We start from the raw sequence: 13715 nt of genomic DNA on the forward strand, positions 1-13715 counted from the left end.
CTAAGATCTTTTTTTGAAAATTATTGCCACATTTCCTCTTAAATCTATGAGCTTAGAATTTGTTTTTTCAACTATCTCTGTAATATAACTTTCTTTTTCAGAGGCCACCGTCCTGGCAAATCTTATCTTTATCAGTTCATTTGCCTTGAGCTGCCTCTTCACCTCTTCAATGAGGCTACCTGTCACTCCGGCTTTCCCCACATTTATTGTGAGCGCCGACAGTGACCTGTTCATCAGTTCCTTCTTTGGTGGTGTGAGACTCAATCTTATTTCTCCTTCTATCCTTTTTTTCCCTGATATACGGGAATCTCATGATGTGACCGCACTCGTGGCACCTAAAATTAACCTTCCCATCAGCTATCCTGACGGTGCAGTTTGCCCCGGGTTTAAGGAAACTGTAACATTTCCTGCAGAACCTCCTCCTCCATTCCCTGGGGATTCTAACCCTGTACTTCATTGCGATGTTTCTTGCAAGTTCGGTGTACCTGTGCGATCTATGGGGATTAGCTGAAAATTCACGGTCAGCCATTCTGAAAAGGATGTCTATTCTCTCTTCAGCAATTTTTAACATCCATCGTGGTCTCTTTCCTCTCCTCAAGGTTTAACCTCTCATAACGGAATAGAACATCCACATCTTGCACATTGAGATGGTGTACTGACTGCACAAGAAGAATATTATAAGTGATTTGTGTTTCCATATTTAAAAAGCTTTTCCATCATCCAAGAAGCCACCCTGAGAAGTCCACTCCCCCCGGGGGGCATACCCTTGAACCATTCATGATATCGGTGATGATATCGGCAACCTCATGGGGGGATCTTCCTGTTGTATCGACCTCATGAACACGATCCCCATGTATTTCGAAGGCCTCAACGGTGCACACATCCAGTGCCTCGGCCTCGAGGTTTTCAAGAACCTTACCTTCAGGGTAGCCCCTCCCCTCAAGCCTGCCCCTGAGTACCTCCGGGTGGAGTCTGAGGACGATCACCATGCTGCAGGATCTGCAGAGGTGGGAGAGGTGACCCTCCACCACATCCAGACCCTCCATTTCCTGGAGGTGGCTGCATGCGGCCTCAATGTCGGCTTCAAGGTATCCCCTGATGGGGTCGCGTCCAAGGACGAATCCCTTCTGCCTTATGAGTTCCCCAAGGGATATGACCTCCAGTCCCCTCTCCCTCAATATACCCGCCACGGTTGTCTTCCCGACGCCGGGTGTTCCGGTTATGCAGATCATAATTTCACAGTCTCGCCTTGCTGACTGGAACCGTGGCCCATTTCTCCTTTTTCATCGCCTCTCTGTTCTTTGGTGGCTGTTTCTGGGGCGGTAAGTTACGCAGACATTCATTTCAGCTTCTCGATTATCATCTCTGCAACACGTCGACCTGAGACCAGCATACCACCAAATATGGGCCCCATCCTGGGGGCGCCGTATACGGCGTTGCTCGCCATTCCAGCCACATAGAGGTTGGGGTAGACCTCCCTCGTGTTTTCAATGAGGGCAGCCTCCCCCACGTCGGCCCACATGGACCTCTCGCCCTGTATCCTGCCATCGGGGGTGTTGAGTTCCGGTCCGATCTTCCTCTCCACCACCTTCACTATCTCACAGTCATGACCCGTTGCATCGATGACTGCTCTGGCCCTGACTGTGAGGGGATCAACGTGGAGGCCCGCCATTTCAACTGAGCTCCAGTTGAGCACAAGACCGGTTATCCCCTCGTCGCGGATCATAACGTCCTCTATGCTCATGAGGTTGAATATCTTCAGTCCGGCCTGGCAGGCCCTGGAACACAGGGTGGAGGTCGCCTCCACCGAATCAGCCACATGGTATCCCTCATCATAGGGTTCTGACCTTATTCCGAATTCATCGAGGATCTCACGGCCCTCATCCTGGACGACGATCTTGTTGAACATCATACCGCCGCCCCACATTCCACCACCAATGGAGAGCTTGCGCTCAAAGAGCGCGACCTTCAGACCAGCCCTTGCAAGGTAGTAGCCTGCTGTTAGACCGGAGGGGCCCCCTCCGCCGATAGCAACATCCATCTCCATGTAGTCCAGGAGATCCTCCATGTATCCTTCAACAATTGCTCTTGAAATTTTTATATCATCAAGCTTCATCTTCACACCTGCATGTATTTCCATAAGAAGCGGTCACTTCTTTATTATGATCCTCAGGACGTCCTCATCATTGAGGACATGTTCAAGGCCCACCTTCTGGCCGTCGAATTTAACAGAGCTCCCCCAGACCCTTGCATGTCTGAATTTACGCACAAAGTCCCTGTGGAGCTTCTGGCACACATCGCCAACGGTTGACCCTTCCCTGATGATGAGGGGTTCGTCGTAATCAGCCTTTTTACCCTGGGGCTTCAGGTATATCCTTATGAGGCCCAGTCTGTTAAATATTTCCTCCCTGAGCTCATCGATGTTGATGTCCCTGTCTGCGGAGATGAAGAGGGCTTCCGGGAATTTCTCCCTGAGACCCTCAAGATAGGATTCATCCACAAGGTCTATCTTGTTTATAACGGTGATGGCCGGTATGTAGGCGCGGTTGGCCTCCATGACGTCTATGAACTGGTCAACGGTTATGTCATCCCTTATGAGGACGTCGGCATTGTGGATTCCGTACTCATTGAGGACTGACCTTATGATCTTCTCATCAAGGTGTGTGAGTTCGACCGTTGCTGAGAGCTTCACACCACCCAGTTTTCTCCTCTTAACAATCACATCAGGGGGCGTCTCGTTGGGTCTTATACCAACATCCCTCAGCTCCCTGAGGATTATGTCCATGTGGTCTGTGTTGAAGACATCAAGGACTATCACTATGAGGTCGGCGCTCCTGGCAACTGAGAGTATCTCCCTTCCACGGCCCCTCCCACGGGAGGCCCCGGTTATTATCCCGGGTATGTCAAATATCTGTATCTGGGCCCCCCGGTACTCCATGACGCCCGGGACGATTTCAAGGGTTGTGAACTGATAGTCACCCACCTTTGACTCTGCACTGGTTAACTCGTTGAGGAGTGTTGATTTCCCAACAGATGGAAAACCGATGAGGACCACGGTGGAGTCTCCAGACTTTTTGATATGGAATCCTCTCCCCTTTCCAGATGAGGTCTTCCTCTGGAGGGCCTCCTCCTTGAGGCGGGATATCTTTGCCTTCAGTTTACCTATATGGTGGGCTGTGGCCTTGTTGTATGGTGTCTTCTGAATCTCCTCTTCTATCTTTCTGATCTTCTCTTCGATATCCATACCACTCACATGAACATTGTTGAAGCCGGGAAAAATCAGTGTAATCATTCAGTGTTCTCTATTATCCATTATTAAATATTTTCCCTTATATTTTATATCCCATAACCTTCATATTATATGCAGGTGATTTTATGAGGGTTGAGGATGTTATGGTTACGGATGTTGACACCATCGACATAACTGCCAGCCTCGAGGATGTTCTAAGGAACTATGTTGAGAACGCCAAGGGAAGCTCGGTGGTTGTGAAGGAAGGTGTCAGGGTCGGAATTGTAACCACATGGGATGTGCTTGAGGCCATTGCAGAGGGGGATGATCTTGCAGAGGTCAAGGTATGGGAGGTGATGGAGCGGGATCTTGTTACCATATCTCCCAGGGCAACCATCAAGGAAGCAGCAGAGAAGATGGTGAAGAACGTTGTCTGGCGCCTCCTTGTCGAGAAGGACGATGAGATCATAGGCGTGATAAGCGCCACTGATATATTGAGGGCCAAGATGGCCAAGCGATACTGAAGTTCTGCCAGAAACTTCTTTTATTGCCTGTTTTTATAATGAGGTACTGAAATTTATTTTTTCATTAAGAGTTTTTGAGTGGCTTAATCTCTTAGAGAGATCATGGCCGTGTAAAATGAAAAATATGGGTTATGCTGCTGTCCACAGCAGCACACCGGGTTCCTGGTGGAGGAACTTGAAGGATGTCTGGTTGAATCCTCCCAGGAGGAAGAGCTTTGTGAAGACCGAGTCCTCCAGTTCCCTGTTCATTATTATTGTCGTGTACTGGTTCCCGCTTCCAATGACTATGAGGCTCAGCTGGGCGTCACTGTCAACAACCTCATTCTTAACAAGGAGGTCGCCCTCGATTATGGTGAGCTTGTGGGGGTTTATCTTCTGAACCGTCATGTTGTTGCCCACTGCTATCGTTGCATTGGTGGTGTTTGCCTTCTTCTCTATTATGGTGCCCAGGACGTTATTCTGGTCCACCATGGTGTTCACGGTCTGGATAACGGTTGTGTTGTTAACCACCTGGGGCTTTGAGCTTGCCAGGGATGGATAGTAACCATACCTTGACCCTGTCTTCTTCTTGAAATCCCATGTTCCAAAGTACGTCCACCATGGCGCCTTACCGAGCATATCTGAGCTCAGGACAAGTACAAAGGGCTTTGGCTTTGCCGGGTGGGAGTACCTGAGTACACTGTCAGCCTCCGTATCACTGAGACCGTAGCGCCCGGTCATGACGGCCCTGGCTTCCTCTCTTGGAAGTCCGAGGGTCGCGGTCAGTATCTCGGCGGTCTTTCCGCTGTCATCTGTGTAGTTGTCAAGGGTCTCATAGGCGAGATCACCGCTGGTTGAGAGCATGGTGAGTATACCCCTTGAAAGTGTCTCGTTACTCGTTGTGAGGGCCTTACCTATCCAGTAGGCCCTCGGGGTGTTCTGGCTACCACCGTCAAAGGTGACTGGCCTGTCTGCTGCAACCGCAAAGAGGTGTCCGAAGTCCCACCATGACATGACCACCGTGTCCCTGCTGGTGTTCTTCTTTACCCACTGCATGGAGTTCCACATACCATCATCTGTACCGGGGGCTACCGACGTTGTGATTGAGTGGGCTCCACTCACAGAGGGGGCCACAGCTGCAAGGACCACCAGAACCATCATGAATGGCGCCCTTATCTCAGGCTTCTTCACGGAGTATATGAATCCAGCCGCAAGCACCCCTGCAAGGAGCTTAACCGCAACTGAGACCCCGAAGGGCATTACCATGGCAACCGCCGCCACGAATACGATCAGTGCCAGTGATGATGTTGTCGTGAACCTCACCCTCAAGTACTCAACAAGGAATCCTGTGAATATCCCTGCTGAGAGTCCCAGGGGCATTGCAAATGTGGGTATGAACCTTGAACCCTTGGTAACAGCATATCCACTCATTATGAGCCATACAGCCATGAGGACAGCGTAGAGCAGGTAGCGGTGTCTCATCTCCTCACTGGCAACAGCCGCCCTCTTCTTCCTCATGAACTTGCTTTTCTTACCGGCCCGCGGCCTGTTCTCTGACTCCTCAACGACAACCTCTGGCTGGCGGTATTTCCACACCAGGGCTCCGACACCCAGAACACCAATTATGAATACCAGCAGGCCGCCCACCCCACCAACGATTGTGTTCTGACCCGGGAGGAAGATGTTCCCGGCACCGGTTGTTATGAATTCAGGCACCTGTAGTTCTGAGACTGAGACATAGACGTTGGGGTAGGCCGTGGTCTGGGCGGTTGCCTGTATCTGGGTGGCACCTATGAGTCCGCCTACAGCACCCGCAAGGCTTGAAAATCCTCCAAACACTCCTATGAGGACTCCCCCAGCTATGAGGAGGATCAGGAGGGGGAAAAGTTCTCTCTGATGAATCAGCCAGTCAAGTTTGCCCTCGAATTCGCCTTCCGGTTTTTCTCCCAGGATGTACCTTGAAATGACAAGGTACGCTGCAACGAATACGATGAGAACCGCCAGGTAGAATATGTAACCCACCCATGCAGCTGAAAATACAAGTATTGAAACTGCCGCTGCAAGGGCATATCCAACCTTGCCCCTCATGCTGGAAGCCAGCATCCCCTCTGTGAAGAACCAGAACACGAAGAGCGGGAGGACGAAGTTGAACATGTCCGTGTCAAAGAAACCTGCATAGGTGTGGGCGACGTAGGTTGGGACAAGCCCCACTATGAGGGCAGCTGCAAAACCCCCGTAATCATTTGTTATCCTCCTCACGAAGAGGTAGGCGGGGATCACGCAGAGGGAACCTATGAAGGCCCCCATCCAGAATGCGACCTCCTTGAGGCTGAAGTCCCCGAAGAAGTTCAGTACCCTGTAGGCAGCCGAGGTAACGTATACGATCAGGGGCGGGTAGTCAACGGGTCTGCCAGGGGGATAGTATGAGTGGAGGTCATAGGGTTTACCATCCACCAGGGTATCACCCATTATACCTTTCGTCAGGTAGTTCATTGTTAACCTGTAGTTATAGTAGGAGTCCATTTCGCTGAAATAGGGGAGTCCATCTGCATCTTCATAGAATTTCTTGGCATCGGCAGGGACTCCGCCAATGTTACTGGCCTCTGCTCTTATGTAAAAGACAACCGAGAAGAGCAGGACAATGATTAGGAATGGCTTCAATCTTTCAAGCAAACCTTGGATATCCATTTCACCGCCTCTTTCATCTGGTAATAAATTCAGGACCTTAATGATGTTAATAAGGTTTTTGATCCGGTGACTTATAAGTTTTCATATTTTCGCGGGTCTTTCTGGTTCCTCTGAATTCTGGGGGTTATGGGTTTCATGAGGGTCAGAACAACTCAAAAGGCATCACTGACATTCGGTTCAACCCTCAGACTTTCATACTTGAAGAAATATTACCAGCAATTTCCTGCATCACTGACATTCAGTTCAGCCCTCGGGGACCTCATCAACGGAACATGTGAAGCGGCACTTCGGGAATCCCTTACAACCGACGAATTCCCCGTAACGTCCGGAGCGCTTTATGAGGTCTGAACCACATTCAGGGCATTTACCGACAACCTCTTCAACCTCTGATTTCTTTTTACCACATTTTGGGTCAAGACAGGCCCTCTGCCGCGGCCTTCCATAGGATATCATGGGGAGACCGCACTTTTCACAGAGACTTTTAAGCACACTGGCGCCCTTTGGAAGTGAGTAAACGGTCCTGCAGTCAGGGTAGCTTGAACACCCCACAAAGGTGCTCCTGTTTCTGGGAGAGTATTTTATGACGAGTTTCCCACCACAGGCGGGGCATTCACCCACAACCCTGCTGTCCTGGTAGGCCCTGTAGAGTTCCTTCCCGATGTCCCTGAGGTTCTCCTCTATGTCACTGAGTATGGATCTTACCTCTGTGATGGCCTCATCTATAACCTGGTCCTTGCTTATCTTCCCCCTCATGATATCCTCTAGTTCCCTCTCGAACTGCCTTGTGAGTTCCTCGCTGGTGATCTTCTCACAGTACCTTGTGAGGGTGTCAATTATGTTCTCACCCAGGGGACTGACCCTTATCTTTTTCCCCTCAATGTACTTCCTGTCATAGAGTTTGGCTATTATATCTGCACGTGTTGACTTGGTTCCAAGACCCCTCCTCTCGAGTTCCCTGATGAGGGAAGCCTCGTTGTATCTTGCCGGAGGTTTTGTCTCCCTTTCATCTGCGCTTACACTCCTGACAGCCAGAGAGTCTCCGCCGGATATCTCAGGGAATTCTTCATCCTCCATCTTCGTGTAGGGGTAGCTCTCCATCCAGCCCCCCTTACTGACCCTCTTCCTGGAGAAGCTGAACTCCTCTTCTCCAATTTCAAGTTCTACCTTCATGGTCTGGAGGATGGCATCCTCACCGAATACACTTATGAACCGGTGGACTATGAGGTCATAAACCTTTTTCTCATCCTTTGAGAGTTCCGATGGAAGAAGACCTGTGGGATGTATGGCCGGGTGGGCATCATCCTCCTTTTTTCCCTCATGGGGTTTGAGGGGGCCTCTGAGCCTTTCAATGTGGACTCCGAAGCGGGGGTTCTTTGCAAGGTTTTTGAGGATCTTTTCGTACCCTATACTTTCCGGGAGCTTCTGGGATGATGTCCTGGGATATGAGGTGTAACCCTCGGTGTAGAGGTTCTGTGCAATTGTCTGTGTCTTCTTGGGGCTGAATCCGAATACACGGTAGGCCTCTGACTGGAGGGTCCCCAGGTCGAAGGGTACCGGGGGCTTTCTGATGGTGTCCCTTACCCTAACATCCTTAACCTCAGCGTCACTTCCCTGGCACTTCTTGAGGATGCTGTCGACCAGCTCCCGCTTGAAGATCTTGCCCCTCTTGCTCTCGGCGATGATCCCTTCCCCGAGTTCAGCGCGTATTATCCAGTAGGGGACGGGTTTAAAGTCCCTTATCTCCTTCTCCCGTTCAACCAGTATCGCGAGGGTAGGGGTCTGAACCCTCCCGGCGGATAATTTTATGAAACGATTTGTGGCCGCCTTAACAGACTTCATGAGGGAGCGGGATATGTTTACTCCGAAAATAAAATCAAGTATGTGCCTTGCAGCGCCGCTGTCGACCTGCCCATAGTCGACTTCAATGGGGTTCTGGTAGGCCCTCTGTATTTCCTCCCTGGTGAGGGTTGAGAACTTCATCCTGGAGGTCTTCCTGAGGGCCTCCTCACCGCAACCGTATTTGAGGGCGTTGAAACCAATGAGGGTCCCCTCAATGTCATAATCGCAGGCATGGATGTAGCGGTCAGCGCCGGCTGCAAATTTCCTTATAACGTTGAGGTAATCCTTAACGTAACCCTTCTTCTTATCGATCTCGTGTATGGGTGCCCATTCAAGGTCAAAAAAGTGTTCTTCGTTGGACTGCCTGGGGCGGAGTGAGTAGAGGTGTCCCACCGCTGATACTATGGTGACCCTCTTATCACCCTCCACATGTTCCCAGTATGACACCTTTCCATGTTTTTTCTTCATGGCGTCTGGAAAGAGGGCCCCGGCAATCTTTTCAGATGATTTGGGCTTCTCACAGATTATAACTTCATGCATCTTACCACTCAGGGATCTCACCTGTAGAATCCGTAGAAGTCACTGCAGTAACTGCACATGGGGTACTTACCGTAATGATAATGGCTTGAATCATCGGCGTTTATGTTGAACTTCTTATGGCATATGAAGCACTCTTCTATCTTCTCATCATCTGAAGTTTCTTCACTGCCGGGATTATCTCTGCTGTAAACCGTTTCGCTGTCTGATGTGCCAACACCGCATGGATTCCCATTTTCTGGTTCCATATTCTCTCTGTCTGAGGATTTTTCTCCACCCATAGGATCCCCTAAACTATCCTGTGCTTCTGGAGAAGAAGAATCTCATCCTTTGTAAGTTTTTTGCCCTCTTTGAACTTCTCATATATTTCACGGGCCCTTTCCTTTTCTTCAATATCTTTTTCCCTGCTTTCTCTTCTCCTGGCACTTCTGTTCTCTGATCTCAGGGCGTTTATTCTCTCGTTTATCTGGCGTATCTCACCGAGGGTTGATTTGAATTCCTCATGCTTCTCTGAGGCCATCCTCCTGAATTCGAGGAACTTCTCATGGGCCTCGTCAGCCTTCTTGCGTATCTCATCTGTTTTTCTGAAGTACTCCAGCATCTTCTCATGGTAACCCTGGGCCTCCTCAGAGAGGGCCACAACCTTCTCATGGTACTCCTCTGACTTTTTCCTGAGTTCAAGGGCCTTTTCACGGGTTTCATCGTCCTCCTGAATCTTCATGAGTTTCTTTCGAAGCTCGTTCGCTGTCTTGACAAGTTCATTCTCCTTGTTAATGTCAAGGACCCTTGTTTCAATGATCTTGTCTATTCGCTTGATCTCATTTTCAATCTTTATACGGTCCCTTCCTCCTGAGGACCATTCGAGTTTGCGTATCTCCTTGTTTATCTGGTCCCTGAGCTTCTTGTTCTCCTCGACCTGGGAGTTTATTTCATTACGTTTATCTCTCAGTTCAACAGCCCTGTTGAGTGTTTCACGAAGTTCACTGTTGAGATTGTCCCTCAGTTCCTTCATTTCACGTGCTTTTTTGTTCAGTTCATCCCTTTCAGAGGCTATTGCTGAGAGTTTGTCTTCGTATTCATTTTTGAGTTCCATAACTTCGTCGTAACTCATCTTGTTCAATTTATCATCAGCCTCTGCAACTTTTTCAATGATGGGGAGTATCTTGCGCAGATCCTTATCTTCAACAACTGCATCGGCCTTCTTCCTGAGGGCTGGCTTGGCATTGAAGGCTATGCCCAGACGTGCGGCCTCTATCATGGATATATCGTTGGCCCCGTCACCAACTGCAACGCACTCCCTGGGACTTATACCCTCCTTCTCAAGGATCCCGCAGAGGACATCATACTTTGATTTTTCCACAAGGGGCCCGCTCACTTCACCGGTAAGTATGCCATCTTCCTCATGGAGCCTGTTGCAGAAGAGGTAATCTATGCCGAGTTTCTCCTTTACGGGTTCAGCCACAAGGTCAAAGCTTCCACTTATAACTGCAACCAGGTACCCCTTCTCCTTGAGGGTCTTTACTGTCTCCTCGGCGCCCTCCATTAGGGGCAGTTCATCTGCAACCTTCTTTATGTCTTCCACCGCTGTTCCCTTGAGGAGTTTAACCCTCTCCCTTATTGAGGATTCAAAGTCAACATCACCCTGCATGGCCTTCTCGGTGATCTCCATTACTTCCTTTTCAACGCCAGCGATTTTTCCTATCTCGTCTATGGCTTCACCATCAATAATGACATTGTCAAGATCGAAAACTACAAGTTTAATCAAAAATATCACCATTAAATCAGATCTAACTCGGCAAGCCTTGCCTTAGTCTTTTCAACTCCAAGTTTAGCATCCTCTGCACTCTTGGCTCCTGTACATACAACCTTACCTGAACCGAATAACAGGAGCACCACCTTGGGATCATCCAGTCTGTAAACGAGTCCAGGGAACTGTTCAGGTTCGTACTCTGTATTTTCAAGTCCAAGGGCAACAGCCTCAAGGTTGAGTGGTTTTCCAAGGTTCGCCGAGGCCACAATGTTCTGGATCTTTATTTCAAATTCCTCTGGTATGTCAGGATCCATGGTCCTCATCATGTCAACTGTCAGTTTTATGGCCCTCTTGGAGTCCTCTATTGATTTGGCTCCTGTACATACGAGTTTGCCTGACCCAAAGATCAGTGCAGCCGTCTTCGGCTCCTTTAATTTGTACACAAGCCCCGGAAACTGTTCCCTGTTAAAATCAACATTCTCAAGGGCTTCTGCAACTGTCTGAAGATCAATGGATTTTCCAAGGGTTGCTGAAGCAACAATATTTTCTATTTTGATATCCACATCTGTCAACTAGATACCTCCCGGTGAAGTTAAACCTACATATAAATTTAAATGCACCTATATTAATATTGACGTAAAAAACTAGTTATTATGAATAATAATGCGGTTAATATTCAGTGTTTATCATTCCTCAATTGAAAAATTATTGCGGCCTATCATCAAACTCTTTTCATATTTTAAGCACCATCCTTAAATAATTTAACATACTTAATGAATAGAGGGGGATGAAGTGGTTATTGATCCAAGGTTTTACAAAGAACAGGTTGAGGAACTTGGGATTGAGGGCATTGAAATAGACCCCTCCTCTGAAGAGGAGGCCCTCAAGATTCTGAGGGAGGTTGAAGACGCTATAAGGAATCTGAAGAGGATAAGGTACAACCTCCATATGGACATGAGATTAATAAGGAGGGAGTACCTTGAGAAAATGAGGGACCCTGACGTCAGGGGTGATGTCAAAAGGAGAAGGGCTCTTATGGATGAGAGGGATAATCTCCTGGACCCCTATGAGGGAGTGGACAGGATAATCAACACGCTCCTTGAACAGCTGGAAGAGGCGAGCATATTCCTGAGGGAATACGCCGGTCTTGAGATCGCCAGCACTGAAGAGTGGTAATGGAGTTTCTGAAACTGTTTTAGAGCATCCAGGTATGTGCACTCTACTTTATGATTATGTCTGTGTTAGAGCACTGAAGGGTGGTAGCATTTGATTGAGGTTGAGGTTAAGGCAAAAATTCATGATAGAGATGAGATGGTTGATCAGATACTCTCAGTTGGAGGCGTTCATGTCTCTGACGAGGAGCAGCATGACCTGTATTTCAACGCCCCCCACAGGGACTTCGCAAGGACAGACGAGGCCCTGAGGATAAGAAGATCCGGTGGGAGGACCTTCATCACCTATAAGGGCCCCAAGATAGATGAAGAGAGCAAGACAAGAAAGGAACTCGAGACGGAGGTCGCTGACCCGGGGACGGCCGCAGAGATACTGGAATCCCTCGGCTTCAGGATGGTGAGGGAGGTTGTAAAGGAACGCAGGATCTACAGTGTGGGGGAGTTCACAGTTTCCATTGACACCGTAATGGGCCTGGGGACCTACCTTGAAATTGAGAGGGATCTACCTGACGGAAGTGACTATGCCGGGGCCCTCCGGGAGATATTTGAGCTCTACAGAAAACTTGGCATCGAGGACGGATTTGAGAGGAGGTCATACCTCGAGCTCCTTGAACTGGGCGAGGAGTAAGGCTGATGGTCCTCAGATATTTCAAATTCACTGATGCGGTCTCTGATCATTATCATACCATAACACGTCATGACCCACCATATTTCAGCCACCGGAATATGGATGCACTCTCAAACCTTTTATACTAATATATCTAATTTTAAATAAATGCCAAGTATTCATTTTAATAAAGCATTAAGGTGGTAATCCCTTGAGATACTTTGTTAGCCCCTTCAATAAAGAAGCTGAATTAAAATTTCCTGACAGAATCACGATTTACGATACAACACTGCGTGACGGGGAGCAGACCCCCGGTGTATGCCTTGGAACAGAAGAAAAACTTGAAATAGCCAGAAAACTTGATGAGCTCGGCATACATCAGATAGAGAGCGGATTTCCGGTTGTATCAGAACAGGAAAGAGTTTCAGTGAAGTCCATTGCGAATGAGGGCCTCAATGCAGAGATACTGGCACTCTGCAGGACAAAGAAGGATGACATCGACGCAGCAATAGACTGTGATGTGGATGGAGTCATAACCTTCATGGCAACATCAGATCTCCACCTGAAACACAAACTCAAACTCACAAGGGAGGAGGCCCTCAACGTCTGCATGAACTCCATAGAGTATGCCAAGGATCACGGGCTTTTCCTGGCATTTTCAGCAGAGGATGCAACAAGGACGGACCTCGACTTCCTCAAGCAGATCTACCGGAAGGCCGAGAACTATGGTGCAGACAGGGTCCACATTGCAGATACCGTGGGCGCCATAAGCCCCCAGGGTATGGACTACCTTGTCAGGGAACTGCGCAGGGACATCAAGGTTGACATAGCACTCCACTGCCACAACGACTTTGGAATGGCCCTATCGAACTCAATAGCAGGGCTACTTGCAGGTGGGACTGCAGTCTCAACCACAGTTAACGGTATAGGTGAAAGGGCGGGCAACACATCCCTTGAGGAGCTGATCATGGCCCTGAGGATAATCTATGAGGTTGACCTCGGATTCAACATAGGCGTCCTCTATGAACTTTCAAGGCTTGTGGAGAAACACACAAGAATGAAGGTACCTGAGAACAAGCCGATAGTCGGCAGGAACGTATTCAGACACGAATCAGGTATACACGTCGACGCGGTCATAGAGGAGCCCCTAACCTATGAGCCATTCCTCCCAGAGATGATAGGCCACCAGCGCAAGATAGTGCTGGGGAAACACTCCGGGTGCCGTGCGGTCAAGGCCAAACTTGAGGAGTACGGCATCGATGTTACGAGGGATGAACTCTGCAGGATAGTGGAGGAGGTAAAGAAAAACAGGGAGAAGGGTAAGTACATCAACGATGAACTCTTCTACAGGATTGTGAAGTCCGTAAGGGGACCTGTAGACTTCTAGGTG

14 protein-coding genes are annotated in these 13715 nt (G+C 48.9%); 4 read left to right on the top strand and 10 right to left on the bottom strand.

The genetic code is table 11. The annotated features are described in order from the left end of the window. From tca_RS07760 to tca_RS07780, 5 genes are all read right to left on the bottom strand, one after another. On the bottom strand, positions 1–234 hold the full coding sequence (locus tca_RS07760) for a YhbY family RNA-binding protein (protein ID WP_286708799.1): 234 nt from the start codon (positions 232–234) through the stop codon (positions 1–3). After that, complete coding sequence (gene rnp4 / locus tca_RS07765) at positions 176–598, bottom strand: ribonuclease P protein component 4 (protein ID WP_115892623.1); 423 nt, start codon at positions 596–598, stop codon at positions 176–178. Before rnp4 ends, tca_RS07760 begins: the two co-directional genes overlap by 59 nt. A 118-nt stretch (positions 599–716) precedes the next feature. Next, a complete protein-coding gene (locus tca_RS07770; protein WP_286708800.1) occupies positions 717–1232 on the bottom strand; it encodes an adenylate kinase family protein in 516 nt (171 codons plus the stop codon). 107 nt (positions 1233–1339) lie between these two features. Continuing rightward, a complete protein-coding gene (locus tca_RS07775) occupies positions 1340–2116 on the bottom strand; it encodes a sulfide-dependent adenosine diphosphate thiazole synthase (protein WP_048061316.1) in 777 nt (258 codons plus the stop codon). 33 nt (positions 2117–2149) lie between these two features. Next, positions 2150–3244 (bottom strand): GTP-binding protein, encoded by a 1095-nt coding sequence (locus tca_RS07780; protein ID WP_048061317.1) that lies wholly within the window; start codon positions 3242–3244, stop codon positions 2150–2152. A 131-nt stretch (positions 3245–3375) separates the two neighbouring features. Between tca_RS07780 and tca_RS07785 the strand changes: the two genes are divergently transcribed. Beyond that, complete coding sequence (locus tag tca_RS07785; protein ID WP_048176142.1) at positions 3376–3753, top strand: CBS domain-containing protein; 378 nt, start codon at positions 3376–3378, stop codon at positions 3751–3753. Between the two features lie 129 nt (positions 3754–3882). Here tca_RS07785 and tca_RS07790 read toward each other — a convergent pair whose 3' ends face one another. The 5 genes from tca_RS07790 to tca_RS07810 all read right to left on the bottom strand — a co-directional run bounded on the left by tca_RS07790 (position 3883) and on the right by tca_RS07810 (position 11118). Then, positions 3883–6420 (bottom strand): dolichyl-diphosphooligosaccharide--protein glycosyltransferase subunit STT3, encoded by a 2538-nt coding sequence (locus tca_RS07790; RefSeq protein ID WP_048176143.1) that lies wholly within the window; start codon positions 6418–6420, stop codon positions 3883–3885. A gap of 243 nt (positions 6421–6663) precedes the next feature. Then, positions 6664–8799: a DNA topoisomerase I gene (topA, locus tag tca_RS07795; RefSeq protein WP_286708801.1), complete on the bottom strand. Its 2136-nt coding sequence runs from the start codon at positions 8797–8799 to the stop codon at positions 6664–6666. Positions 8800–8816: 17 nt separating this feature from the next. Then, complete coding sequence (locus tca_RS07800) at positions 8817–9044, bottom strand: hypothetical protein (RefSeq protein WP_286708802.1); 228 nt, start codon at positions 9042–9044, stop codon at positions 8817–8819. 41 nt (positions 9045–9085) lie between these two features. Further along, entirely contained in the window at positions 9086–10561 is a 1476-nt protein-coding gene (gene serB, locus tca_RS07805; RefSeq protein WP_048176146.1) for a phosphoserine phosphatase SerB, read from the bottom strand. An 11-nt stretch (positions 10562–10572) separates the two neighbouring features. After that, positions 10573–11118, bottom strand: coding sequence for a TATA-box-binding protein (locus tca_RS07810; RefSeq protein ID WP_010877235.1), 546 nt, complete (start codon positions 11116–11118; stop codon positions 10573–10575). Positions 11119–11338: 220 nt separating this feature from the next. On the opposite strand from tca_RS07810, the gene tca_RS07815 reads away from it, so the two are divergent. From tca_RS07815 to tca_RS07825, 3 genes are all read left to right on the top strand, one after another. Continuing rightward, positions 11339–11722, top strand: a complete 384-nt coding sequence (locus tca_RS07815; protein ID WP_286708803.1) for a hypothetical protein — start codon at positions 11339–11341, stop codon at positions 11720–11722. Between the two features lie 90 nt (positions 11723–11812). Further along, a complete protein-coding gene (gene cyaB, locus tca_RS07820) occupies positions 11813–12346 on the top strand; it encodes a class IV adenylate cyclase (protein WP_048176149.1) in 534 nt (177 codons plus the stop codon). A gap of 190 nt (positions 12347–12536) precedes the next feature. Further along, positions 12537–13712 carry a homocitrate synthase family protein gene (locus tca_RS07825; RefSeq protein WP_010877238.1) on the top strand — a complete coding sequence of 392 codons (1176 nt, stop codon included), beginning with the start codon at positions 12537–12539 and terminating at the stop codon, positions 13710–13712. Positions 13713–13715 lie beyond the last annotated feature (3 nt).

This window comes from Methanothermobacter sp. EMTCatA1 (assembly GCF_002356395.1).
GTDB lineage: Archaea > Methanobacteriota > Methanobacteria > Methanobacteriales > Methanothermobacteraceae > Methanothermobacter > Methanothermobacter thermautotrophicus.

Coding starts and splice junctions, on each gene's coding strand:
- tca_RS07760 (WP_286708799.1), bottom strand. CDS start 234: ATGAACAGGTCACTGTCGGCGCTCACAATAAATGTGGGGAAAGCCGGA.
- tca_RS07770 (WP_286708800.1), bottom strand. CDS start 1,232: ATGATCTGCATAACCGGAACACCCGGCGTCGGGAAGACAACCGTGGCG.
- tca_RS07775 (WP_048061316.1), bottom strand. CDS start 2,116: ATGAAGCTTGATGATATAAAAATTTCAAGAGCAATTGTTGAAGGATAC.
- tca_RS07780 (WP_048061317.1), bottom strand. CDS start 3,244: ATGGATATCGAAGAGAAGATCAGAAAGATAGAAGAGGAGATTCAGAAG.
- tca_RS07785 (WP_048176142.1), top strand. CDS start 3,376: ATGAGGGTTGAGGATGTTATGGTTACGGATGTTGACACCATCGACATA.
- tca_RS07790 (WP_048176143.1), bottom strand. CDS start 6,420: ATGGATATCCAAGGTTTGCTTGAAAGATTGAAGCCATTCCTAATCATT.
- topA (WP_286708801.1), bottom strand. CDS start 8,799: ATGCATGAAGTTATAATCTGTGAGAAGCCCAAATCATCTGAAAAGATT.
- tca_RS07800 (WP_286708802.1), bottom strand. CDS start 9,044: ATGGAACCAGAAAATGGGAATCCATGCGGTGTTGGCACATCAGACAGC.